This is a genomic window from Ruegeria sp. AL12 (genome assembly GCF_056540885.1).
This window is the reverse complement of the sequence record NZ_JBQFXN010000002.1, coordinates 270,258-293,377: the sequence shown is the minus strand read 5'-3', so window position 1 is coordinate 293,377 and position 23,120 is coordinate 270,258. Positions and strand designations below refer to the sequence as shown.

Annotated in this window: 21 protein-coding genes, 1 tRNA gene and 1 pseudogene; 18 read left to right on the top strand and 5 right to left on the bottom strand. The window is 56.5% G+C overall.

From position 1 onward, the window contains the following. Nucleotides 1–76 precede the first annotated feature (76 nt). Nucleotides 77–1,069, top strand: a complete 993-nt coding sequence (locus ACR0C6_RS09170; protein ID WP_480618934.1) for a hypothetical protein — start codon at nt 77–79, stop codon at nt 1,067–1,069. A 110-nt stretch (nt 1,070–1,179) separates the two neighbouring features. On the opposite strand, the pseudogene ACR0C6_RS09165 reads toward ACR0C6_RS09170, so the two are convergent. Beyond that, nucleotides 1,180–1,799: pseudogene (locus ACR0C6_RS09165) on the bottom strand (hypothetical protein). Nucleotides 1,800–2,091: 292 nt separating this feature from the next. Between ACR0C6_RS09165 and ACR0C6_RS09160 the strand changes: the two are divergent. The 8 genes from ACR0C6_RS09160 to ACR0C6_RS09125 all read left to right on the top strand — a co-directional run bounded on the left by ACR0C6_RS09160 (nt 2,092) and on the right by ACR0C6_RS09125 (nt 10,870). Then, nucleotides 2,092–3,132 carry a GlxA family transcriptional regulator gene (locus ACR0C6_RS09160; protein WP_171169821.1) on the top strand — a complete coding sequence of 347 codons (1,041 nt, stop codon included), beginning with the start codon at nt 2,092–2,094 and terminating at the stop codon, nt 3,130–3,132. 82 nt (nt 3,133–3,214) lie between these two features. Further along, complete coding sequence (locus ACR0C6_RS09155) at nt 3,215–4,354, top strand: aromatic ring-hydroxylating oxygenase subunit alpha (protein WP_171232317.1); 1,140 nt, start codon at nt 3,215–3,217, stop codon at nt 4,352–4,354. Continuing rightward, nucleotides 4,351–5,880, top strand: a complete 1,530-nt coding sequence (gene betC / locus ACR0C6_RS09150) for a choline-sulfatase (protein WP_480618933.1) — start codon at nt 4,351–4,353, stop codon at nt 5,878–5,880. Before ACR0C6_RS09155 ends, betC begins: the two co-directional genes overlap by 4 nt. Continuing rightward, complete coding sequence (locus ACR0C6_RS09145; protein ID WP_152460175.1) at nt 5,880–6,677, top strand: SDR family NAD(P)-dependent oxidoreductase; 798 nt, start codon at nt 5,880–5,882, stop codon at nt 6,675–6,677. The genes betC and ACR0C6_RS09145 overlap by 1 nt, the downstream gene beginning before the upstream one ends. A gap of 148 nt (nt 6,678–6,825) precedes the next feature. Continuing rightward, the gene (gene kce, locus ACR0C6_RS09140; RefSeq protein WP_480618932.1) at nt 6,826–7,758 is read left to right on the top strand and encodes a 3,5-dioxohexanoate:acetyl-CoA acetone transferase; all 933 of its coding nucleotides are present in this window, start codon (nt 6,826–6,828) and stop codon (nt 7,756–7,758) included. 15 nt (nt 7,759–7,773) lie between these two features. Next, nucleotides 7,774–9,192 (top strand): aminobutyraldehyde dehydrogenase, encoded by a 1,419-nt coding sequence (locus tag ACR0C6_RS09135; protein WP_480446294.1) that lies wholly within the window; start codon nt 7,774–7,776, stop codon nt 9,190–9,192. Further along, complete coding sequence (locus tag ACR0C6_RS09130; RefSeq protein ID WP_480446295.1) at nt 9,192–9,926, top strand: SDR family NAD(P)-dependent oxidoreductase; 735 nt, start codon at nt 9,192–9,194, stop codon at nt 9,924–9,926. The genes ACR0C6_RS09135 and ACR0C6_RS09130 overlap by 1 nt, the downstream gene beginning before the upstream one ends. Further along, a complete protein-coding gene (locus ACR0C6_RS09125) occupies nt 9,926–10,870 on the top strand; it encodes a 3-hydroxyacyl-CoA dehydrogenase NAD-binding domain-containing protein (protein WP_480446296.1) in 945 nt (314 codons plus the stop codon). The genes ACR0C6_RS09130 and ACR0C6_RS09125 overlap by 1 nt, the downstream gene beginning before the upstream one ends. A gap of 530 nt (nt 10,871–11,400) precedes the next feature. Here ACR0C6_RS09125 and ACR0C6_RS09120 read toward each other — a convergent pair. Both ACR0C6_RS09120 and ACR0C6_RS09115 read right to left on the bottom strand, forming a co-directional pair. Further along, a tRNA-Pro gene (locus ACR0C6_RS09120) sits at nt 11,401–11,477 on the bottom strand. A gap of 390 nt (nt 11,478–11,867) precedes the next feature. Continuing rightward, a complete protein-coding gene (locus tag ACR0C6_RS09115; RefSeq protein WP_480618931.1) occupies nt 11,868–12,983 on the bottom strand; it encodes a THUMP domain-containing class I SAM-dependent RNA methyltransferase in 1,116 nt (371 codons plus the stop codon). A gap of 297 nt (nt 12,984–13,280) precedes the next feature. Here ACR0C6_RS09115 and ACR0C6_RS09110 point away from each other — a divergent pair, with 297 nt between their 5' ends. From ACR0C6_RS09110 to nqrF, 6 genes are read left to right on the top strand one after another with little or no spacing between them, the layout of a single operon-like run. Next, nucleotides 13,281–14,624 (top strand): Na(+)-translocating NADH-quinone reductase subunit A, encoded by a 1,344-nt coding sequence (locus ACR0C6_RS09110; protein ID WP_480618930.1) that lies wholly within the window; start codon nt 13,281–13,283, stop codon nt 14,622–14,624. Between the two features lie 5 nt (nt 14,625–14,629). Further along, a complete protein-coding gene (locus tag ACR0C6_RS09105) occupies nt 14,630–15,838 on the top strand; it encodes an NADH:ubiquinone reductase (Na(+)-transporting) subunit B (RefSeq protein ID WP_171169456.1) in 1,209 nt (402 codons plus the stop codon). After that, the gene (locus ACR0C6_RS09100) at nt 15,831–16,658 is read left to right on the top strand and encodes a Na(+)-translocating NADH-quinone reductase subunit C (RefSeq protein WP_171636238.1); all 828 of its coding nucleotides are present in this window, start codon (nt 15,831–15,833) and stop codon (nt 16,656–16,658) included. Before ACR0C6_RS09105 ends, ACR0C6_RS09100 begins: the two co-directional genes overlap by 8 nt. Continuing rightward, on the top strand, nt 16,658–17,311 hold the full coding sequence (locus tag ACR0C6_RS09095) for an NADH:ubiquinone reductase (Na(+)-transporting) subunit D (protein WP_152460184.1): 654 nt from the start codon (nt 16,658–16,660) through the stop codon (nt 17,309–17,311). The genes ACR0C6_RS09100 and ACR0C6_RS09095 overlap by 1 nt, the downstream gene beginning before the upstream one ends. Then, on the top strand, nt 17,311–17,919 hold the full coding sequence (gene nqrE, locus ACR0C6_RS09090) for an NADH:ubiquinone reductase (Na(+)-transporting) subunit E (RefSeq protein WP_050603817.1): 609 nt from the start codon (nt 17,311–17,313) through the stop codon (nt 17,917–17,919). The genes ACR0C6_RS09095 and nqrE overlap by 1 nt, the downstream gene beginning before the upstream one ends. Nucleotides 17,920–17,929: 10 nt before the next feature. Next, a complete protein-coding gene (gene nqrF / locus ACR0C6_RS09085; RefSeq protein ID WP_152460186.1) occupies nt 17,930–19,153 on the top strand; it encodes an NADH:ubiquinone reductase (Na(+)-transporting) subunit F in 1,224 nt (407 codons plus the stop codon). Nucleotides 19,154–19,212: 59 nt separating this feature from the next. Here the strand turns inward: nqrF and ACR0C6_RS09080 are convergent, their stop codons facing one another. Continuing rightward, a complete protein-coding gene (locus tag ACR0C6_RS09080) occupies nt 19,213–20,226 on the bottom strand; it encodes an NAD-dependent epimerase/dehydratase family protein (protein WP_480618929.1) in 1,014 nt (337 codons plus the stop codon). A 183-nt stretch (nt 20,227–20,409) separates the two neighbouring features. Between ACR0C6_RS09080 and ACR0C6_RS09075 the strand changes: the two genes are divergently transcribed. After that, nucleotides 20,410–21,174, top strand: coding sequence for a metallophosphoesterase family protein (locus ACR0C6_RS09075; protein ID WP_480446301.1), 765 nt, complete (start codon nt 20,410–20,412; stop codon nt 21,172–21,174). Between the two features lie 11 nt (nt 21,175–21,185). Here the strand turns inward: ACR0C6_RS09075 and ACR0C6_RS09070 are convergent, their stop codons facing one another. Further along, a complete protein-coding gene (locus tag ACR0C6_RS09070) occupies nt 21,186–21,710 on the bottom strand; it encodes a CBS domain-containing protein (protein WP_171230375.1) in 525 nt (174 codons plus the stop codon). Nucleotides 21,711–21,833: 123 nt separating this feature from the next. On the opposite strand from ACR0C6_RS09070, the gene ACR0C6_RS09065 reads away from it, so the two are divergent. Both ACR0C6_RS09065 and ACR0C6_RS09060 read left to right on the top strand, forming a co-directional pair. Beyond that, nucleotides 21,834–22,019: a hypothetical protein gene (locus ACR0C6_RS09065; protein WP_170345279.1), complete on the top strand. Its 186-nt coding sequence runs from the start codon at nt 21,834–21,836 to the stop codon at nt 22,017–22,019. A 66-nt stretch (nt 22,020–22,085) separates the two neighbouring features. Beyond that, nucleotides 22,086–23,111, top strand: a complete 1,026-nt coding sequence (locus tag ACR0C6_RS09060) for an FAD:protein FMN transferase (RefSeq protein WP_480618928.1) — start codon at nt 22,086–22,088, stop codon at nt 23,109–23,111. Nucleotides 23,112–23,120: the final 9 nt, after the last annotated feature.

Genomic DNA, 23,120 nt, shown 5'->3' with positions numbered 1-23,120 from the left:
GAATTCTCTCTCACTGCTTTGTATTCTGGCCATCTTCTTGGTGACCTCTAGACCTTTGCAAGCTTGCTCAGTCTGCGTGACTTTGCCTGAGGCTTCGTCGGCTGATCACATTATTTCCGCGGACATTATCGTTCTGGCCGGTCCCACACCGGACAACCCGTTCCGGTTTTCTCCGGTTCACATTCTGAGAGGGACAGAACAGAAAATCTCAACGCTGCCGGAAATACCGTTTCTGATCGACAGCAAGACCCGCGCAGCTTTCCGGTCCAATCCAGAAAAGACGGTTCTCTTCACCTATGGCGCAACCGACAAGGATGGTGCAGGGCGTAGCATTTCACGAAGCTGGAAGCGCTTATTCATGATGACGCCAGATAGATCTCGGTTTGTTGAGGTTTTGACAGCTGTTGGAGGATCGTGGGCGTACGGCGACAATGACGGCTCGGAGCGTGTTATGTTCTTTGCGGGCTATCTAAGCCACGAAGATCATGTGCTGAGAAATATCGCTATGGTTGAAATCTACCGTGCCCCATATGAATTTGTTCATCCACTTCGGAACACGGTGCCCACTGAGCAGCTCCTGCAAGAATTTCGTAGTCTGAACAGGATCAGTTACATACCCGTCGCGGTGCGTCTGCTTGGCTTGCAATCTGATGAACAGGCAGCCTCTGTTGTGCGTTCGCGATTTGAACAGGTTTTGAAAAGCAATGGTCAAAACCTTTATGAATGGGCTCTCGCAGGTATCGAAATCGACGGTGCCCTTGCAGTTACTGCGATTGAGCGAGCACTGCAGCGCCCCGGCTGGCAACCGCCCGAAAAGCAATCCCTGATCCGGGCTTTGACCGAAGGCGGCACGGTTTTGCCTGAACTTCGCGCTCAGATTATTGGCATTTTCGCGAGTGAACTCGAAAAGGACCGTAATCTAGCGCCGCGGATCGCAGTTGCCATGCGGAACTGGGGCGAGACCGCCCTGAATCACCAATTTCAAGCGCTTATCGTGAGGGGTGAAATTGATCCCGCGACACAATTTGTTCTCGGAACAATAATCGGCGCGGGGCAGGTCACCGATTGAAAGTGAGCTGTGCGCTGTTCTTTGGCACAAGTAATGCGAGATGGATCTCGACCACCCGTTTTCAGAGTTTTTTGGCGTTGGTCTCTTTGTAACGGAGGCTCTGGTTCGGTTTACGTTTGAGTAAAAGTGGTAGCGGCTTGGTTCTGAAACCTTCGGTTTCTGATTGTTTGCTTCTTGATCTCCACTCTTATGTTCAGGATTTCGGCGCCTCGGCCATGGTAGACGTCGGCGGGCGTCAAGTTGGCCGGGGTCTTGGGGTAACAGTAGTTGTTGTGATCGACAAAGGTGCCGATCTGTCGCTCAAAACCTCCGGGTAGGAAGTAAATTTCCAAGAGAACCCAGTGCTTCTTAGTTTGGTACCAACGCTCGAACTGGAGTGGGGTTTGTGTGTGGTGCGGCGCACCGTGCACGTGATCCGAGACAGTCCGCCAAATCACCCGCGGCGTATGTCGAGCCGTTTTCGCTGAGCAGCCTTGGCTCGTGTGCGACCATGACGTGATCTCAGTCCGAGGTCTCAGGGGCGGTCACCTACCGAGCCGTGTCGCCCGCAAGACGGGCTCTCACGGCTTCCGGGAACTCCTTCGACCAGAATATAATAGCTTTCGGTTATGCCCTCGCGGAGACACAGCGCCGCAATGCTATCCTCAGCGCGCAGACCGGCCGGGACATTACCGACATTCTATTCGGCCAGGTAATGTTTGCGGGTCTTGCGTTTGATGTTCCTGACCAGCTTTTAATCTGCGTCTTTCTAAGTTCCGGATTTCTTGTTCATCTTAGCTTGCCAATAGGTTCAATGAACCCGAACCCCTCCGTTTGACAGATACCTAAATCTACCCGGTGGGTGCTGAAGTCAGACAGCGGAAAATGGAATATCCTTCGTCGCAGTTCGAGGCGAAAGATAAGCTTAAGTCGCTGCAATACACGTTGCGCTTCGCGTCTGATTCAGCCTTGAGTTGGTCGTCGATTTTACTTGTCTGGCCGCACTGTCTACCGTTGAGAAAGAACAGAAGGGAGTTGGCGACATGGTCGAGGGCGGCGGGCCGGACAGAACAACCGAACTGAGAATCGCTGTAACACCATTTTTCAACCTGGCGGCCACGATGTCATTTATCGATCCATTTCGTGCCGCCAACTATCTCGAGGGAACAACACTGTTCCGATGGCAACTTGTGTCCGAGGCGGGCGGAATGGTGACGGCCAGCAATGGCGTTGAAGTCAACACTGCCAGGTTCTCGGAGGCGGGAATGAACAAAGCGGACATGCTTTTCGTCTCGTCAAGTTGGGAGCCGGAGCGCCATGTTTCTGCAGCATTGCGCGCGAACCTCAGAAATGCCGCGAAACGTCAGGCAATCTTGGGCGGGCTAGATACAGGTGCCTTTATTCTGGCCCATGCCGGGTTGCTGGAAAACTATACGGCAACAGTCCATTACGAACATATTGATGCGTTTCAAGAATTGTTCCCCAAGACGGGCATCAGTGAAGCGCTTTGGGTTATTGATCGCCGTCGTGTGACTTGCAGTGGTGGTGCAGCTTCGCTCGATCTTGCCCTGCATCTGATCCAGCAGTCTCATGGTAGCGCTCTTGCAAATGCCGCTGCACGCTATGTGTTTGCCCCCCCGATACGCGCCCACGGGGCATTGCAGTACCCCGAAAATACCGAACCTTTGGGCAACTCTGTTCCAACAAATGTGCGTGCCGCAATTCGTGTCATGGAGGCAAACCTTGAAACGCCACTCTCCATTGCGGATGTTTGCAGGCATGTCGGGTTATCACATAGGCAACTTGATCGGCTCTTTGCGCAATGCGTGCGAAAAACGCCAGCACTTTACTACCGCGATATCCGCCTCGACCGGGCCCGCGGCCTTGTAACCCAAACTGACCTGACCATGTCGGAGATTGCCTTTGCGAGCGGATTTTCGAGCCAGGTCCACTTTAGTCGGGCCTACAAGGACCGCTTCGGTCTCCCGCCAAGCAAGGATCGTGTACAGGGACGCATTCCATTCGAGTTCCGAGCATGGCCAATGCACCGTGCACCAAAGCCTAAGGCGAAAAAAGTAAAGTAGTCGGCGATTCATGGTAAGTCTTGTGGTTTGATCCGCGAAATGCTGGTGCAGTGAGTTCCTGATTCCAGTCGTGAGGACAGCCATGACGCAGTTTCCAGATCAAAACGCGTTCGAAGCAATCAAGTCTGGCTTTGACCCAGATCCAAATCGTGCGCTTTCGTTGCGAAAAGAGGCTTACATTGACGCAAACTGGTTTGAGGTCGACCGTACGGAGATCCTTGCCAAGTCTTGGCAATGGGTTTGTCACGTCGAAAAGCTGTGTACGCCGGGGTCATACGTCGCCACACATATCGCGGGGCACCCAATCGCTGTCGTCAGGGATAGGGAAGGGGTCTTGCGCGCCTTCTACAACGTCTGCAAACACCGTGCCCATGAGCTGTTGAGTGGCGAAGGCGAGACGACCCGTATCATGTGTCCCTACCATGCTTGGGTCTACAAGCTTGACGGTCAACTTGTCCGTGCACCTGAAACAGATCACCTGGAGGACTTCACTCCACGCGATATCTGCCTGGATGCTGTTCAAGTGGAAGAGTTTGCCGGTTTCGTTTTCGTCAACCTCGACACGCAAGCCGCCTCGCTGTCGGATCAATCCGGCAATCTGGAGACCGAAATCCGCCACTGGGCCCCTGATATCGAACAACTTACCTTCGGGAAAAGACTGACATACGACATCAAGTCGAACTGGAAGAATGTCGTCGACAATTTCCTTGAATGCTACCACTGCCCGACCGCCCACAAGGACTTTTGCGATCTTGTGGACATGGACACGTACAAAGTAACGACCTACGGTATTTATTCCAGCCACATGGCAGAAGCGGGGCAGAACGCCAACTCCGCCTACGACGTCTCAAACGCGACTGTAAAAACCCATGCGGTCTGGTGGCTGTGGCCCACAACTTGTCTGATGCGATACCCGGGCCGGTCCAGCATGATCGTGCTGAATGTCATTCCGGTCGGACCAGATCGCACGTTGGAGACCTATGACTTTTTTCTTGAGACGCCCGAGCCTGATCCGATGGAAATTGACGCGATGCGCTATCTGGATGAAGTGCTTCAGGTTGAAGACATCAATCTGGTCGAAAGTGTACAGCGAGGAATGAAAACGCCGGCCTTTACGCAAGGTCGAATCGTGTCGGACCCTTCAGGATCCGGCAAATCCGAACATGCCGTTCATCACTTCCACGGGCTGGTACTTGATGCTTACGCAAAGGCCGCTCCATGACGCAGCCGAATATTGTTGTGGTGATGGCCGATCAGTTGGCACCACATTTCATTGGTGCTTATGGGCACAAGGGCGCCAAAACCCCGCATATGGACAAACTCGCGGCACGCGGGATGCGATTTGACGCCGCTTATTGCAACTCGCCGCTCTGTGCGCCGTCGCGATTTGCTTTCATGTCCGGGCAATATGTCAGCCGAATTGCGGCTTATGACAACGCGTCGGAATTCCGTGCCAGCGTGCCTACATTTGCACACTACCTCAAGGCTCTGGGATATCGCACGTGCCTGTCAGGCAAGATGCACTTCGTCGGACCTGACCAGATGCATGGGTTTCAAGATCGGATTACGACCGATATCTATCCCGCCGATTTCGCTTGGACGCCGGACTGGGAAGCCCATGATGAGCGGATCGACAAGTGGTACCACAACATGCAGACCGTCAAGGAAAGCGGTGTGGCAATCGCGACATTCCAAACGGATTACGATGACGAGGTCGAGTTCGCAGCGCGCCGTTGGCTGATTGAGCGAGGACGGGATCACGCAGCCGGCGACGTCTCTCCGTTCTGCTTGGTGGCGAGTTTCATCCATCCTCACGATCCATATGTGGCGAAGCCAGAATTCTGGGATCTCTACGCCGATTACGAAGTCGACTTGCCGCAAGGCCTCTCTCTGGAAGAGCACGACCCGTTCTCACGCCGTGTGATGGATGGGATCGAAGCCTCCACTGTGCCGCTTTCGGATGAAGAAATCGGCCGCGCACGGCGCGCTTATCTGGCAAATGTGAGCTATTTCGACAGTAAAGTCGGCGCGATCGTCAAGGCGCTGGAAGAAACGGGTCAGATTGACAACACATTGATCATTGTGACCGCGGATCATGGAGACATGCTGGGTGAACGGGGTCTTTGGTACAAGATGACGTTCTTCGAACACTCTGCCCGTGTGCCCTTAATCTTCGCAGGCCCGGATGTGGCCGAAGGCACGGCGCCTCAGGCGTGCTCTCTCGTCGACCTGCTTCCGACCTTCCTGGAGGTTGCCGGAGGGACACCCGACATGCTGGGCGAGCCTGTTGACGGTCGGTCCCTGATGCCTTTGGCGCGTGGGGAGGATGCACCAGAGGACATTGCCATCGGCGAATACTGCGCAGAGATGACACCTTGGCCTGTCTTCATGATCCGGCGCGGGACACTGAAGTATATTCACTGCGATGTGGATCCACCGCAGCTTTTTGATCTGTCTCGGGACCCGGATGAGCGTGTCAACTTGGCGGATGACCCGGCCTACAGTGATGCAGCCGCTGCCTTTGCATGCGAAGTCGCTGAGAGATGGGACAGCGAAAGGCTCCGGGCTGATGTTATGCGCACCCAGAAATCGAGGCGCGCGCTTCATGCCGCGATGGAGTCCGGGGCAAGCGAGCCATGGGATTACAACCCGCCGCGCGACGCCAGTCAGGAGTATGTTCGCAATCACATGGATTGGACTGCGGCAGCCGCGCGCTACCGCTTTCCACCGATGGGGGAAACAAATTGATGGATATTCAAGACGGCAAGGTGGCCCTTGTGACGGGCGGACGGGGCGGCATCGGCCGTGCGATCGTGGATCGGCTGACCCGAGAAGGTGCCGTTGTCTACGCAGCCGATCTCAGTGAAAGCGGATCCGTGTCCAACCCAGCAGGGGCCGATAGCCATTTTCTCCGACTTGATGTCACCTCAGAACCCGAGGCCATTGCAGCTATGGAGAGGATAAAGACTGAGCACGGCAAACTCGATATTCTCGTGAACGCTGCGGGCATCGAGATCGAAAAAACGATTGAGGATACAAGCCTTGAAGAATGGAACCGCTCGTTTGCGGTGAACGTGACAGGCACATTCCTGACGTCCAAATATGCGCTACCTTTGATGCGCAAGGCGGCAAAGAGCGGCAGTTCTGCCTCTGTCATTAACTTCGGATCATATGACGGTTTCATCGCTGATCCGGGACTGGCGGCTTATTGTGCAACGAAAGGTGCGGTTCATGCCCTGACCCGCGCGATGGCCTGCGATCACGGGCCCGAAGGCATCCGGGTCAACGCGATTTGCCCTGGCTACATCGACACACCGATGCTGCAAAGCTTTTTCACCGGCGACGGCTCGGGCGGCGGCGGCAAGACGATTGACCAGCTTCAGCAAGCTGTGCGCGATGTGCACCCGATGCGCACTTATGGAACGCCAGACGATATCGCAAACCTCGTGAACTGGCTCGCCAGCGATGAGGCCCGATATGCAAGCGGACAGCTTTGGGTGCTGGATGGAGGCCTTAGCGCTCAAGTCCAGCAGATGCGGCTATGAAATGCGCCGTCAACCCCAGGAAGGTCGCCGACAAGGGTGCTTTACGGCCACGCTATGCGCTTGGTGAAACCCCCGAGTTTCATCTGATCTACCGACCCAAAGAGGTGCGTTACCATTTGCGCCGTGTTGTTTCGCAGGAGGCCCCGGAATGCCAAAATCCGTAATCATCACATGCGCACCGACCGGGGGCATCCACACCCCGACAATGAGCCCTCATCTGCCCATTACACCAACCGAGATCGCAACGGCCAGCATAGAAGCCGCCGAGGCCGGTGCCTCCATTATCCATTTGCATGCCCGCCATCCCGAGACCGGCAAACCCGATCCCAGGCCAGAATTGTTCCAGCAATTCATGCCTGTCATCAAACAATCCACAGATGCCGTGATCAACGTTTCAACCGGCGGTGGTCTTGGCATGTCCATGGACGAACGCATGTTGGCGGCCACGACAACAAGCCCCGAAATGGCATCCCTCAATGTGGGGTCCCTGAACTTCGGAATCTTCCCGATGCTTCAGAAATACACCGAGTTTCAGCATGATTGGGAACGCCCTTTCCTCGAAATGACCGAGGATTTCATCTTTCCCAACACGTTCAGGACAATTCGCTATGCCATCGAAAAGCTTGGGGGTGAACATGGCACACGGTTCGAATTCGAGTGCTACGATCTTGGCCATCTCTACAATGTAAAATGGTTCGTTGATCAGGGTCTGATCAAGCCACCGTTTTTTATTCAGATGGTGTTCGGAATCCTCGGCGGTGTGGGCGCTGATCTCGACAACCTGATGCATATGCACACCATAGCCGACCGGCTGTTCGGGCCGGAGAACTACGAATGGTCGGTGCTGGCTGCGGGGCGCCATCAGATGCCATTTGCGACTCAGGCGGCCCTGTTGGGGGGCAACCTTCGTGTGGGGCTCGAAGACAGCCTGTTCATCGGCAAGGGCGAACTGGCGACATCCAATGCCCAGCAGGTCCGGAAAATTCGAGACATCGTGGAAAACCTCGGGCTTGAGGTTGCAGCACCTGCCGAAGCCAGAGAGCGGCTCGCGCTCAAGGGCGCGGACCGGGTGAATTTCTGATAGAAGGGAACGGGCATGCAAGGCAAATTGCTTATCAATGGGGAGATGGTGGAAGGGGAGGGTGAGGCCCTGGCCATTTTGAATCCCGCGACTGGAGAGAAGATTGGTCAGGTCGCAGAGGCAAGTTCGGACCAGGTAGAGGCCGCAGTAAGGTCATCTGAAGAGGCGTTCGAAACCTTCCGACATGTCCCGCCGGCCGAACGGGCCGCGCTGCTGATGCAAATCGCCGATATTATCGAAGCCAATCAGGATGAGTTGGCGGAGCTTGAAAGCCTTGATGTCGGCAAACCCTGGCCATCGGCACGCAATGATGAGTTCCCTCTTACCATCGACACATTCCGCTTCTTTGCAGGGGCGGCCCGGACCATGACGGGATCGGCCGCGGGCGAGTATGTCGCAGGCCACACAAGCATGATCCGCCGCGACCCCGTTGGCCCCGTGGCGGCGATTGCCCCTTGGAATTATCCGTTGATGATGGCCGCCTGGAAACTTGCAGCCCCTCTTGCAGCCGGCTGTACAGTTGTTCTGAAGCCTTCCGAGATCACACCTTTGTCCACACTGCGCCTTGCTGAACTTTTGCACGACGTCTTGCCCAAAGGGGTGCTGAATGTGATTCACGGGCGTGGTCCCACGATCGGGGATCAATTGATCAACAGCCCTCAAATGGAAGCGATCACTGTCACGGGGTCCCCGGCCACCGGCATGGCCGCCATGCGCGCCGCCAGCGAGCAAATTCGCCATGTGCATCTGGAACTGGGTGGCAAGGCCCCCGTCATTGTTTTTGATGATGCCGACCTGGACGCTGTGGCCGAAACGATCCGCTATGGGAGCTTTTTCAATGCCGGGCAGGATTGCGCGCAACCGTGCCGGATCCTGGTCCAAGACAGTGTGTATGAAAAATTCACGGCCATGGTCGAAGCGCAAGTAAAAGAAATAAAAGTTGGCGCACCCAAGGCCGAAGGCACCGAAATGGGTCCGATGGTTTCCGCAGGTCAGCGCGACCGCGTTTCCGCCTTTGTCGATCGCGCACGCCCTGGATGCGAGATCGTCACAGGTGGCGCAAGCGGAGATGGAAACGGGTTCTTCTATCAACCGACGGTGTTAGCAAACGTCGATAATTCAGCAGAGATCGCAACGGATGAGGTCTTTGGGCCCGTTGTGACGCTTTCCCGTTTCTCGGACGCGGATCATGCCGTAAAGGTGGCGAATGCAGGTCGATACGGACTGGCATCCTCGGTCTGGACGACCGACGTGGGACGGGCGATGTCGATTACATCTCGCCTGCGCTACGGGTTCACATGGGTCAATACGCATGGTGTCGGCACACCTGAAATGCCTTGGGCCGCGATGAAAGGCTCCGGCACGGGCTGTGATATGAGCGTCTATGCGCTCGACGCCTATACGTCGATCCGTCATGTGATGGTGGCGCACTGATGCGGCTTGCGGGAAAAAAAGCGTTTGTTACTGGCGGACGCCAGGGAATTGGACGCGCCATCGTCGGTGCTTTCCTAAAGGAAGGCGCCGAGGTAGTGACCTGCGGGCGGGGTGGAGCCCCTGACGGCCTGCCCTGTGAATGGCACGATCTGGACGTCAGTGATCCGGTGAACGTCCAAATGGTAGCCGAGGCTGTGGGTGCGTTGGACATTCTCGTCAACAATGCCGGGGTCCAGGTGGAAAAGACCGTGACGGAAAGCACCGACGCGGATTGGGATCTTGTGATCGGCGCCAACTGTCGAGGGGTGTTCAACTGCTGCCGTGCCTTTATTCCGACCATGAAATCCGGCGGGAGCATCATCAATATCGGCTCAATCTCTGGCAAGGTCGCGGACCCTTCGATGGCTCTCTACAATGCGTCCAAAGCTTTCGTGCATGGGCTCACGCGATCTATCGCCGTGGATCATGGCCCAAGCCTGCGGTGCAATGCGATTTGTCCGGGATGGATCAATACCGGCATGCTTGAGGCCGCGTTCGAACTTGCAAAGGATCCTGTCGCGGCAAGGCAAGACGCACTGGCCCGTCATCCCGTTCGTCGGTTTGGCGAGCCGGATGATATTGCATCCATGGCTGTCTGGCTCGCCTCTGACGAGGCAAGCTTCGCAACGGGTCAGTTCTTTACCGTCGACGGCGGCATGACGGCCGCGTCGCCACTCAACCCCGGAGTGTTCTGATGTCGGAGATCTCACATACTGCAATTCTTGGTGCCGGCGTTATTGGTGCAAGCTGGGCTGCGCTGTTTCTCGCGGCTGGTCGATCAGTTACTGTCTACGATCCGGCACCAAACTCTGAAGAGCAAACCCGCGCTTTCATTGAAACAGCTTGGCCCACGCTTGAAGAACTCGGCCTGACCGGCAGAGCCTCTCCGAACGCATTGGCGTTTGCAGAAACAGCAGCATCTGCGGTCGATGGTGCAGACTTCGTGCAGGAGAATGTTCCAGAAAGAGAAGCGATCAAACACGCACTCTATTCTGAAGTCGAACCAGCCCTGAGCGAGGAGGCGATCGTTTCCAGTTCCACATCAGGCATGACGCTGGAGGCTTTGCAAGCTGGTTGGCAAGACCCTACGCCTTTCATCCTCGGACACCCGTTCAACCCGCCTCATCTTATCCCCTTGGTGGAGCTCACCGCGAACGCGCAAACAGGTGATGGCGTTCTCGAACGAACCGAAGCGTTTTATCACGACATCGGCAAGGTCACGATCCGCATCAGGAAAGGCATGCCTGGCCATGTGGCGAACCGCCTTCAGGCAGCCGTCTGGCGCGAAGCGGTCCATATGGCTGTCGAGGGCGTTGCTTCGGTCGAAGACATTGACAAGGCTATGTGGGCGGGCCCCGGTCTGCGATGGGCGGCGATGGGGCCGACGATGTTGTTCAATCTAGGCGCGGGAGAGGGCGGTCTGCGCGCCTTTTGCGATCACTTCCGGGATACGTTTAACGGATGGTGGGACGGGTTGGGTCAGCCATACTTGAACGACGACGTTATCGAAACGTTGGTTCAGGGCATAAACGAAGAAGCAAACGGTCGATCCCCGCAGACACTCGCGGCCGAGCGAGATGCGCTTATTGTTGCCATGCAAAAATCCCTCAAAAGCATTCGACTAGAATCGAACACTTGAACGCTGCACATTCGTGACAGCGCATTGAGGAGGCACCACCGGCTGAATTTCGGAGCCCTGGCTGCGCAGTGTGTCGACAATCCGTTCCGCTGTGGCCGCGCCAAGGCCCTGTTGTAGCCTCGTGATGAGGTTGCCTTCGCGGGCGGCAAAGGTTTGGAACACCGAATGTACGACAAAGTTGGTGCTTTTGATTGTCTGGGTCTCTTCCTCGATCCCGACGTGCCAATTCTTCTGTCCGCCGCCTCCGGCATATTGTTTTCAGCTTGGGCATGCGCGGCATGACCCTGGTAAACGCCACTGCCTTTTCTGCGATCTTGCGCGAGACCCTGTAGAATTTCTACCGTTCCTAAAGCCTGGTTGCGCCCAAGAAAGCTGCGGTTACTAGGGGCTAGAAGATATCAGGGTCCCCTGCTGTGGTAGATTTCTGCCGGTTGGGATGAACTGAGCAAAAACAACCCGCGAAACGTTGCGGAAATCGTTGCGTGAAATACACTGAAAGCAAAAAAGCGCCCTTGGGCGCCTTGTTTTATTGGTCGGAGTGAGAGGATTCGAACCTCCGACCCCTGCCTCCCGAAGACAGTGCTCTACCAGGCTGAGCTACACTCCGACCGTGGCGGGTGATCTATACGCGGCGTGTCTGATGCGCAAGAGGATTCTGTATTTCGATCACTCGAATCTTTCGAACGCAACAACCAAAAAAGGGCGGCGCACCGATAAGGTCGGAACCCGGTAATTTGAGCAGGTCTTCACGATTCGAAAAAACGAGCGGTTGCTTGTCTGCGTTCTTCTGGTTGATCGGCAAGCAAGAGTTTCCGCCAACTTGTTCGCCCTTGCCGGGCAGGTCACGATTGCACCGGTGCCAAGACGTCGAGAGGTTCACAGGCACGTTGAGAGACAAGGGAATCGCCCCCCTTTGCAACGGAAACCCTGTGGTTTTCTTGTCCGCTCTCGCCCGCGCAGCCATCATCATGAATTGGTTGTGAAGCGTCCCAGGCAATCACGGCAAGCGATCTGTTTTGTACAGACGAATTTTGGTTCCACCATGGTCGACGACCGGTCCTGGCGCCAGCAAAGGCAGACGTGTGGCCCGGGCAAGCCCCGGAGCGCTGGTGATCACGCCGACCCGCCATCCCCGGAACCGGTTCATCAAGGTCTTGCCCATCGCACCATAGACCGAACGCAAGCGTCTTTCGTCACCAATCCGCGCCCCGTAGGGCGGGTTCACAATGACCAGCCCCGCAGGACCTTCGGGGGGCTTTATGTCACTGACGGAACGCTGTTGAAACTGCGTCACAGCAGCGACTTGCGCCCTTTCGGCATTGGCAGTCGCCGCGTCGACCGCGCCCGAGTTGCGATCCGAGCCGTAGAAAGTAAGCGCGCATTCCGCCGTCTTCGTTTCCTGCCGCATTTCCTGCCACTGATCAGGGTCAAAGCCCGCCAGGTCCTCGAATGCAAAACTGCGGGAGCGGCCAGGGCGCAGACCCAGAGCGATTTCGGCGGCCTCGATCACGAAGGTACCCGATCCGCACATCGGGTCCAACACGGGTTCATCACCCGAGTAGCCACACTCTCTGAGGAACATGGCGGCCATTGTTTCGCGCATTGGGGCCTTGGCGATGGCTTCCTTGTGACCGCGTTTGTGCAACAGCTCGCCGGAACTGTCGACCGAGATCGTGCAGATGTCTTTCTCGATTCGAAGCAAGACCCGAAGGTTTGCCTCGGATGAAATCGAGGTGCCCAATGTCTCGGATATTGCCCGCTCGATCCTCTGACGCGCTGCACCGGCGTGATAAATTCTGGATTTGCGGCTGATGGCGTCCACCTTGACCGGCACGTCAGGACGCAAAACGGTGCCCCAAGGAAATTTCCGAGCACGTTTGTCCAATTGGGCAAGGTGCACGGCGGGGAAACTGCCCAGTCGCACCAGAACCTTGTTGGCGCCGCGCAGTGTCAGGTTGGCACGCCAGACCTCGGGCCATGAACCCCGACATGTCACCCCGCCGGGTACAGTTCTGACCTGCGCGAGTCCGTTGAATTGCGCCTCGTCACCAAGAGGCGCCTCGAGGCCAGGCGTGGCAACCAGAAAGATTTCCAAATCTGTGTCTTTTTCCATTCCGGTTGCTTACACTGGAACCTTGGTGGGCGCGATATGCAATTATACGCCATGGAATCAGAAGAAATGACCGATCAATCGCAGGATTGTGTGGTTCATCCTCAAGTTTTGGCGGTAACAGGTTTGCGTTTGTGACCTTCCCCGCGTAAAGGGTCCTTGATCGGAAATACGCCTGCGGATTTTGGACCGTTTTCGACGCTTTTGCGACGGAGGCTCGAAAAAACCGCGCTATTGCATGACCCCGAAAGGGCGTTGGCAGAGCTGGCGCAGAAAAGAGGCTTGGAAGAACGTAGCAACATGCAAACTTTCAAACTGAAAAAGGGGCTGGATCTGCCGGTGGAAGGCGCTCCTGACCAGACCATTCACCCGGGCCCGGAATACTCGACCGTTGGCGTCCTGGGCGGTGACTACATCGGCCTGAAACCCAAGATGCTGGTGCAGGAAGGCGACAGCGTCGTACGTGGCGCGCCGCTGTTCTGTCACAAGGACGCGCCTGACGCGATGATGGTCGCACCGGTAAGTGGCAGGGTCGTCGCGATCAACCGTGGTGCCCGTCGGGTGCTGCAAAGCGTCGTGATCGAAGTGACAGACGTCAATGACGCCGGTGTTGATTTCTCGGGCATAGGGGATGCCGACAGCTCCGAAGGCGTGACGGCCAAACTGTGCGCCGCCGGCCTGTGGACGTCGTTCCGCACGCGTCCCTATTCGAAAATGCCGAACCCCGGCGCCAAACCGGATGCGATCTTTGTCACGGCCATGGACAGTGACCCCCTGGCCGCTGACGCTGCCACGATCATTGCCGAGGCGGCCGAAGAATTTACCGCCGGTTTGGCGGCAGTCAGCACATTGACCGAGGGCAAAACCTATCTTTGCCAAAAAGAGGGTGACACGATACCCGGCGCAGATGTCGCCGGTGTCGAAGCTGCATCTTTCGCAGGCCCGCACCCATCGGGGCTGGCCGGAACGCATATTCACTTCCTCGAACCCCTTGCAGGCGACAGGCAGGTCTGGACCATCGGGTATCAGGATGTCATCGCCATTGGCCGCCTGATGCTGACCGGCCATCTGGATCCGAATGTCGTGATTGCCCTGACGGGGCCGGGTGCGCGTCAACCACGTTTGATCCGTACCGTGATGGGCGCATCAACTGACGATCTGACCCGCAACGAAGTCGATGTGGACGGTACGCCCCGTGTCATTTCGGGTTCGATCCTGTCGGGCCGGCACGCTGAGGGCCCGACCGCCTATCTGGGCCGGTTCGCGCGCCAGATCAGCATCATCCGTGAAGATCCCGATCAAATCCCGTTGGGCTGGATTCGTCCGATGCCGTCGAAATACGCGGTCCAGCCTGTATTAGGTTCGGCATTCGCCAAGAAGCTGTATGCCTTCACGTCCAACCTGAACGGAGGGCGTCGGGCCATGGTGCCCACAGGTGTTTTCGAAGACCTGATGCCGCAGGACTATCTGCCCACTCAGTTGCTGCGGGCGCTGCTGGTAATGGATACGGACACTGCCCAAGCCCTGGGTGCGCTGGAGCTGGACGAAGAGGATCTGGGCCTTGTGGGCTTTGCCTGTCCGGCAAAATATGAATACGGGCTGGCGCTGCGCGACTGCCTGAGCAAAATTGAAAAGGAGGGCTGAGCCGAATGGGTTTGCGCAGCTTCTTTGACAGAATCGAGCCGAACTTCACCAAGGGCGGCAAGTACGAAAAGTACTTCCCCATCTACGAGATGGTGGAAAGCTTCATCTACACTCCAAAAACCGTGACCACGGTGGCGCCGCACGCGCGGTCCTATGTGGATATGAAGCGGATCATGACCTATGTCGTGATCGCGACGATCCCCTGCATCCTGTGGGGGATGTGGAACACCGGCTATCAGGCAAACTCGGCGATTGCTTTGCTGGGGCCGGAATCGGCCACCGGCTGGCGGATTGCTTTGTTGCAGATGTTCGGGATTTCGCTGGACCCGTCCAGCATCTTTGCCAACGTCATGCATGGTCTGATGTATTTCCTTCCGATCTACATCGTCACGCTGGTCGCGGGCGGTATCTTCGAGGTCATCTTTGCCACCGTTCGCGGCCATGAGGTGAACGAAGGCTTCCTTGTTACATCAATGCTTTACACGCTGATCATGCCTGCTTCGACGCCCCTGTGGCAGGTGGCTTTGGGCATCATCTTCGGTGTTGTGATCGGTAAGGAAGTGTTCGGGGGCACCGGCAAGAACTTTCTCAACCCCGCGCTTGTGGGGCGGGCGTTTTTGTACTTCGCCTATCCGGCGCAGATGTCGGGGGATGCAGTCTGGACACCCGTTGACGGGTTCTCGGGCGCAACTGCATTGGGCGTGTCTGCGGCCGAAGGTGTGCAGGCACTGGCCGCCGAAGGCATCACTTGGTCGAGCGCGTTTTTCGGCACCATTCAGGGCAGCTTTGGCGAAACATCGACATTGGCCTGCATGATCGGTCTGGCTTTCCTTCTGATGACCAGGATCGCCAACTACCGCCTGATTGTGGGCTGCCTGGCGGGCACCATCGGCTTTACCCTGCTGCTGAACCTGATCGGATCGGATACCAACCCGATGTTCGCGATGCCGTGGTACTGGCATATCGTGTTGGGCGGTTACGCTTTCGGGCTGGCCTTTATGGTGACGGAACCGGTTTCGGCCAGCCACACCAATGTAGGGCGTTATATCTACGGGGCTCTGATCGGTGTCATGGTCGTGATGATCCGCGTCATCAACCCGGCTTTCCCCGAAGGCATGATGCTGGCAATCCTGTTCGGCAACGTATTTGCACCGCTGATCGATTATTTCGTCGTGCAAGCCAACATCAAACGGAGGGCGCGTCGCCATGTCTGATACGCAATCCCCAGATCAAAACGAGGCACCCAAGGGCGCATTGGCCAAATTCCTGGCGGCCTCGCCGGATTCTGTTGGCAAGACGATCTTCATCGCCGTTGCCGTCTGTCTGGTCGCCTCGATGGTTGTGTCCGCGGCCGCAGTCAGCCTGCGCCCGGTGCAAGAGGCCAACCGACTGAAGGACAAACAGGTAAACGTTCTGCAAGTTGCGGGCGTGTTCGAGCCGGGCATCGACGTGACAGAGGCTTTTGCCGCCTTCGAACCACATGTGCTGGAGCTGTCCACAGGCACCTTCGTCGATGATCAGTTTGATCCGACCACGTTTGACGACATCGCCGCCGCCAGTGATCCAGAGCTGAGCGTCGCGCTGGACAATGACCCAGCCGGTATCGGACGCAAATCCAAATACCGTGTTATCTATCTGCTGCGCGATGATGCGGGGGATCTGGACAAGGTGATCCTGCCTCTGCACGGATACGGCCTGTGGTCGACGCTCTATGGGTTTATCGCGCTTGAAAACAACGGCAACGATATCTACGGCCTGCAATTCTATCAGCATGGTGAAACTCCGGGTCTCGGGGCCGAGGTGGACAACCCGCGCTGGAAAGCCTTGTGGAACGGGAAAAAGTTGCGCGACGAAGCAGGTGATCTGCAAATCACCGTTGCCAAATCGCAGCCCGCCGCCGGGCCAGATTTCTATGTGGATGCGTTGGCGGGGGCCACGCTGACGTCGGTCGGCGTCGACAACCTTGTGAAATTCTGGATGGGCGATGCGGGCTATGGTCCCTTCCTGGCCAAACTTCAAGCAGGAGAGATTTGATGTCCCAGACCAAGAAAGAGATGCTGGTCGACCCGCTTGTCGACAACAATCCGATCACATTGCAGGTGCTGGGCATCTGTTCGGCGCTTGCGGTGACATCATCGCTGCAAGTGTCGATGGTAATGGCGCTGGCGGTGATCTTCGTGACCTCGTTTTCGTCCTTCTTCATTTCATGCCTGCGCAACCAGATCCCCGGTTCGATCCGGATCATCGTTCAGATGGTGATCATCGCGTCGTTGGTGATCCTGGTGGACCAGATCCTGAAAGCCTATGCTTTCGAGATTTCGAAAACCCTGTCGGTTTTCGTCGGCCTGATCATCACCAACTGCATCGTGATGGGCCGCGCCGAGGCGTTTGCGATGAAGAACCCTCCGGTTGCGTCCTTCATCGACGGAATGGGCAACGGCATGGGCTATGGTCTTATCCTGCTGCTTGTCGGCTTCATTCGTGAGCTGTTTGGCGCGGGGTCGCTGTTCGGCGTCACCATTCTGGAAACCGTCAACAATGGCGGCTGGTACGTGCCCAACGGCATGTTGCTGCTGCCGCCCTCGGCGTTCTTCATCATCGGTCTTATCATTTGGGCTTTCCGCACATGGAAGCCGAACCAGGTGGAAGAGCGTGAATACAAAATTCAGCAGGTAGAGGCCCACTGATGGAAGGTCTGATCTCACTGGCCGTAAAGGCCATCTTTGTCGAAAACCTTGCGCTCAGCTTTTTCCTTGGCATGTGCACTTTCATCGCCGTGTCCAAGAAGATTTCGACAGCGCTGGGGCTGGGGATTTCGGTCATGGTCGTGCAGGCCATCACCGTGCCTGCCAACAACCTGCTGCTGAACTATCTGCTGAAACCGGGCGCGCTGGCCTGGGCCGGGTTCCCGGATGTGGACCTGACCTTCCTTGGCCTGATTTCCTATATCGGCGTGATCGCGGCGATGGTGCAGATACTCGAGATGGTTTTGGACAAGTATTTCCCACCGCTTTACAACGCGCTGGGGATCTTTCTGCCACTGATCACGGTGAACTGCGCCATCCTTGGCGGGTCGCTGTTCATGGTGGAGCGTGACTATAACTTTGCCGAAGCAGCGACTTATGGCTTGTCTTCCGGTTTTGGCTGGGCACTGGCAATCACCGCAATGGCCGGAGTACGGGAAAAGCTGAAATATTCGGACATTCCCGATGGTCTGCAAGGTCTGGGCATTACTTTCATTACCGCAGGTCTGATGGCTATGGCCTTCATGTCCTTCTCGGGCGTGAAACTGTAAGGGGGCGTTAATGGAAACCTTTACCTTAGGCGTAGCTCTTTTCACCGTAATCGTTCTGGCATTGGTGGCCATCATCATGGCCGCCCGATCCAAGCTGGTATCGACTGGAAACGTCAACATTACGATCAACGGCGAAAAGACGATTTCCGTTCCGGCAGGTGGCAAGCTGCTACAGACACTGGCTGCCGAGAAGTTGTTCGTTCCTTCAGCCTGCGGTGGCGGCGGCACCTGTGCGCAGTGCCGGGTGCGGGTGCATTCGGGGGGCGGATCGATCCTGCCAACCGAAGAAAGCCATATCACGAAACGTGAAGCGTCATGTGGTGATCGCCTGTCTTGCCAGGTGGCCGTCAAGCAGGACATGGATATCGAAGTTCCGGAAGAAGTCTTCGGCGTCAAGAAATGGGAATGTACCGTTCGGTCGAACGAAAACGTAGCGACCTTCATCAAGGCGTTGATCCTGGACCTGCCCGAGGGCGAGGATGTGAACTTCCGCGCCGGCGGCTACATCCAGATCGAAGCACCTGCACACCAGTTGAAATACACGGATTTCGACATTGAAGAGGAATATCGCGAGGATTGGGATCGCTTCAATCTGTGGCAATATGAATCGGTGGTGACCGAGCCCATCGAGCGCGCCTATTCGATGGCCAACTACCCGGACGAAAAGGGCATGATCATGCTGAACGTCCGCGTGGCCTCGCCGCCGCCGGGGTCCGAAGGCATTCCGCCGGGTCAGATGTCGTCCTACATCTTCAACCTGAAGCCGGGTGACAAGGTCACCATTTCAGGCCCATTCGGCGAGTTCTTTGCCCGTGAAACTGACAAAGAGATGGTCTTCATTGGCGGCGGCGCCGGTATGGCGCCCATGCGCAGCCATATCTTTGATCAGCTCAAGCGTCTTCAGAACCGCAACCGCAAGATCAGCTTCTGGTACGGTGCGCGGTCGAAGAAAGAGATGTTCTTTGTCGAAGACTTCGACAGTCTGGCTGAAGAATTCGACAATTTCGAATGGCACGTGGCCCTGTCGGATGCACAGCCCGAGGACAATTGGAAAGGCTATACCGGCTTCATCCACAACGTTCTGTACGAAGAATACCTCAAGAACCACCCCTCGCCCGAGGATTGCGAGTTCTACATGTGTGGCCCGCCGATCATGAACCAGTCGGTCATCAACATGCTGCTGGATCTGGGCGTGGACCGCGAAGACATCATGCTCGACGATTTCGGCGGGTAAGGAACAAAAAAGAACCGGCGTTGAAGACGCCGGTTCTTTCATTTGGCGATAGGCCTACGTTATTTTCCGTAATAATCTCGGTACCACGCAACGAACTGGGTGATGCCGTCTTTCAGGTCTGTCCGGGGACGATAGTTCGTCAGTCTTTGTAGCAGCCGATTGTCCGCCCAGGTGGCATGAACATCACCCATCTGCATCGGCATGAAGTTCTTGATCGCCTTCTGCCCCACGGCCTGTTCGATGGCTTCGATGAAATCCATCAGGCGCACTTTTTCTCCGTTGCCGATATTCACGATGCGGTAGGGCGCGACGGGGGACAGGCTGTCTCCGTCCTCGATATCCTCACGGCTGGCTGGCCGCACCGGAGGCACGTCGATCAGCAATCTGATGCCGCGTACAAGGTCTTGGACATGGGTGAAATCCCGGTACATGTCGCCGTGATTGTAAATGTCGATCGGGCGACCATCCAGGATGGCGGCGACAAACTTGAAATACGCCAGATCCGGTCGTCCCCAGGTGCCGTAGACGGTAAAGAAGCGGAACATGGTCGTCGGCAAATCCCACAGATGCGCATAGGAATGCCCCATCGCCTCATTCGCCTTTTTGGTCGCGGAATAGATGGTCAGCTGAGTGTCGGCTTTTTCCGTCTCGGTAAACGGCATGTCTTCGTTGGCACCGTAAATGGATGAGGTCGATGCCATCAAAAGGTGATCCACCTTATGCTGACGTGCAATTTCCATCACGTTGAATGTTCCAACGACATTCGATTCAACATAGCTGCGGGGATGTTCCAAACTGTGTCTCACACCGGCCTGAGCCGCCAGATGAACGATGACTTCCGGCTGAAATTCCTCGGCGACCTGCATCAACCGATCAAAATTTTCCAACCGATCCTCGGTTGCCGTGAACCCGGGTGTCTGAAGCAGAATTTGATGCCGACGCTGTTTCAAGACCACATCATAGTAATCCGTCATCCCGTCGTATCCATGCACGCGGAACCCTTCCTCTAACAGCAGCTTTGCCAGATGGAACCCGATGAACCCCGCAGAGCCCGTAATCAAAACCCGTTTCATAGAACCCTCAAAACGCCCTGCACGATCATCGCCGAACAAAAGGTTCTGCCCCTGATGCCGGGTCAAACATTTTGAACTGCGCCGAAGGTCATATCGAACATCCAGACGTCATTGGTCAACTCTTTGCTGATTCAATCAGATGCTCATTGCCGCCAATGGACGAGAAGGATAGGGATCACATGTATGATTACGAACTGGATCAGACGATGGTTCGACCGCAGGGCGGGGCGGACAACGAACGCGGTGTCTTGCGACATCGCTCCGGCCGAGAAAGTGACGGCCGTGGGCGATATCCACGGTCGTCTGGACTTGTTGCAGGCGTTGTTGCCCAGACTGGACGATCAGAGCTTGCTGGTGTTTGTCGGAGATTACATCGACCGAGGGCCATACAGCGCGCAGGTCCTGCGCCACCTGTTTCACCTGAGCGAGACGTCAGGAGGACGCGTTCAATGTCTTCTTGGAAACCACGAAGAGTTTCTGTTGCAATTCCTGGAGGCGCCGGAACGCAACGCCCGGCTCTGGTTTCAAAATGGGGGTGTACATACGCTGGCGTCTTTCGGGTTGAAACCGCCCGGGGATATCGACAACAACCAGCAGGTTCGAAAACTGGCGGATGATCTTCGCCTGAAGATGGGGGAAAGCCTGATCAACTGGCTTGCCGACCGGCCTTTGACCTGGACTACCGGCAACGTCACTTTCGTTCATGCGGCGCTGGACCCCCGACTTCCGATTGAGGCCCAGGATCGCCAGATTTGCCTCTGGGGACATCCCATGTTTCCCAGGCTGGCTCGCAGCGATGGCCAATGGGTGGTGCATGGCCACACCATCGTGGACCTGCCCCGGATCAGGAACCGGGTGGTATCGATTGACACGGGCGCTTTCGCTTCGGGTCGATTGACAGCCGCCGAGATCAACGTCGGAAGTGTTCGGTTCACCTCGACCGGATGAACAGTGGGCCTTTAGCCGACGATCATTTGCTTCATGCGAAGCGCTTCATATTCCAACTCTTTGAGACGGAAGTGGACAACGTCTCCGATCGTGATGACGCCGCACAAGTTACCGTCGCGCAGCACCGGCATATGGCGAAAACGGCCCTCGGTCATTGTTTTCAGAACTTCATTCAGCAGATCATCCGGTGTGCAGGTCTTAACATCCCTGGTCATGAGGTCTTCGACCGATTGCGGAAGGGTCTGGCCGGGTGTATCTGCCATGCGCCGAACGATGTCGCGCTCTGACAAAATCCCCTGCAATGCCCCGTTCTGATCCGTCACGAGAACAGCGCCGATCCGCTTTTCCTTCAGCGTGTTGACCACAGAATGGATGGTGTCATTTGGCCGCACCGAAAACACCGCGTCCCCTTTACCTTCCAGCAGCTTGGCCACGGTTGTCTGCGAATGCGACAGGTTCGATTCCGCTGACTGGCTGTACGTCGTCTTGTCTGACTTGTCGCCACGCGAAGGCGACTGGTAAGAGGTTGGAGCCATGGGCAATCTCCTTGTGGTTCTTGCAAAGTCTTTCCCTTTTACCTTAGCGCAGCTAAACGACCTGTATAGGGTGCAATTGCGCCGATCGGCAAAAACGCGGGCCCGGAAAGGACGTTCAAGCCATTGAGTGAACTCTATCTTACGCCACCCATAGCGGCATTGATCTTCTTTGCCGTTGTTGTTTGTGGCCACAATTTCCGCATGGCGTGGAAGCAGCAGCCGCCGGGTTGGCAAAAACGTGCGTGGTTGTTCGGCGTGCCGGCGGGGGTCGGCCTTTTGGTGCTGGGTTTCCTGCCGCTGAAGATGTGATCGCAGTTTGACTCTGGCGGGGGGCACTGGCATATGCCGGGCACAGAATTTCCCGGAGATCGCCCGATGCGTCTTATGCCTTTACTGGCCATTGCCACCCTTCTTTCCGGCTGTTTGTTCGACAAAGAACCCGAGGTGGTTCGTCTGTCGGGCGAAACGATGGGCACGACCTTCAACATAACCGCGATCGGTGAAGATCTTGATGAGGCCGCATTGGCCGCGGCCGTCGAAGAGACGCTGGCCGAGGTGAACGGCAAAATGTCCAACTGGGATCCAGAATCCGAGGTGTCCGTTTTTTCGGCTTTAACCAGCACGGCCCCCGTTCCGGTCTCGGACGAACTCGCATTGGTCCTTTCGGCCGCCAATGACGTGCACGAAAAAACCGGTGGGACCTTTGATGTAACTCTGGGCCCGCTGATCGAACTTTGGGGCTTTGGCCCACGCAAGCCCGAGGATCCGGTGCCATCGGATGCCGAAATCGAGGCCGCGTTGAGCGGCGTCGGGCAAGCCCGTTTGCTGACGCTCGACACCGAAGCCGGCACGCTGTCGAAGGCTGATCCGCAGGTGGGCATCAACCTGTCGGCGATTGCAAAGGGCTATGGCATCGATGCGGTTGCCGGCGCTTTGCAGGATGCCGGTATCGACGATTACCTTGTCGAGATCGGCGGTGATCTTGTTGCCAAAGGCAAAAACGAGCAGGGCGAAGCCTGGCGCATTGGCATCGAAAAGCCTGAAACGGGTGCTCAGAGCATTCAATTGATCGTTTCCCTGGATGATCGCGGCATGGCCAGCTCGGGCGATTACAAGAATTTCTTCGAACAGGACGGTGTGCGGTATTCGCATATCATCGATCCGACAACGGGACGCCCGATCACACATCGCACGACCTCTGTCACGGTCCTGGCGGAAAACGCAATGTTGGCGGATGCCTGGGCAACGGCCATGCTGGCTTTGGGTCAGGAAAAGGGAATGGACATCGCGGAAAAGCATAAACTTGCCGTGTACTTCATTTCGCGGGATGTGACAGGCGGCGAAGATGCCTATATTACGTCGCACAGCACCGCGTTCAAAGACGCTTTGGGAACCAACTGACAGGCAGGA

Bases quoted from the DNA above. Each gene is read 5' to 3' on its own strand.
- ACR0C6_RS09115 (WP_480618931.1), bottom strand. From the start codon at position 12,983: ATGGAAAAAGACACAGATTTGGAAATCTTTCTGGTTGCCACGCCTGGC.
- ACR0C6_RS09080 (WP_480618929.1), bottom strand. From the start codon at position 20,226: ATGAAACGGGTTTTGATTACGGGCTCTGCGGGGTTCATCGGGTTCCAT.
- nqrE (WP_050603817.1), top strand. From the start codon at position 17,311: ATGGAAGGTCTGATCTCACTGGCCGTAAAGGCCATCTTTGTCGAAAAC.
- ACR0C6_RS09110 (WP_480618930.1), top strand. From the start codon at position 13,281: ATGCAAACTTTCAAACTGAAAAAGGGGCTGGATCTGCCGGTGGAAGGC.
- kce (WP_480618932.1), top strand. From the start codon at position 6,826: ATGCCAAAATCCGTAATCATCACATGCGCACCGACCGGGGGCATCCAC.
- betC (WP_480618933.1), top strand. From the start codon at position 4,351: ATGACGCAGCCGAATATTGTTGTGGTGATGGCCGATCAGTTGGCACCA.
- ACR0C6_RS09145 (WP_152460175.1), top strand. From the start codon at position 5,880: ATGGATATTCAAGACGGCAAGGTGGCCCTTGTGACGGGCGGACGGGGC.
- nqrF (WP_152460186.1), top strand. From the start codon at position 17,930: ATGGAAACCTTTACCTTAGGCGTAGCTCTTTTCACCGTAATCGTTCTG.
- ACR0C6_RS09100 (WP_171636238.1), top strand. From the start codon at position 15,831: ATGTCTGATACGCAATCCCCAGATCAAAACGAGGCACCCAAGGGCGCA.
- ACR0C6_RS09155 (WP_171232317.1), top strand. From the start codon at position 3,215: ATGACGCAGTTTCCAGATCAAAACGCGTTCGAAGCAATCAAGTCTGGC.
- ACR0C6_RS09070 (WP_171230375.1), bottom strand. From the start codon at position 21,710: ATGGCTCCAACCTCTTACCAGTCGCCTTCGCGTGGCGACAAGTCAGAC.
- ACR0C6_RS09125 (WP_480446296.1), top strand. From the start codon at position 9,926: ATGTCGGAGATCTCACATACTGCAATTCTTGGTGCCGGCGTTATTGGT.
- ACR0C6_RS09060 (WP_480618928.1), top strand. From the start codon at position 22,086: ATGCGTCTTATGCCTTTACTGGCCATTGCCACCCTTCTTTCCGGCTGT.
- ACR0C6_RS09130 (WP_480446295.1), top strand. From the start codon at position 9,192: ATGCGGCTTGCGGGAAAAAAAGCGTTTGTTACTGGCGGACGCCAGGGA.
- ACR0C6_RS09075 (WP_480446301.1), top strand. From the start codon at position 20,410: ATGATTACGAACTGGATCAGACGATGGTTCGACCGCAGGGCGGGGCGG.
- ACR0C6_RS09095 (WP_152460184.1), top strand. From the start codon at position 16,658: ATGTCCCAGACCAAGAAAGAGATGCTGGTCGACCCGCTTGTCGACAAC.
- ACR0C6_RS09160 (WP_171169821.1), top strand. From the start codon at position 2,092: ATGGTCGAGGGCGGCGGGCCGGACAGAACAACCGAACTGAGAATCGCT.
- ACR0C6_RS09105 (WP_171169456.1), top strand. From the start codon at position 14,630: ATGGGTTTGCGCAGCTTCTTTGACAGAATCGAGCCGAACTTCACCAAG.
- ACR0C6_RS09135 (WP_480446294.1), top strand. From the start codon at position 7,774: ATGCAAGGCAAATTGCTTATCAATGGGGAGATGGTGGAAGGGGAGGGT.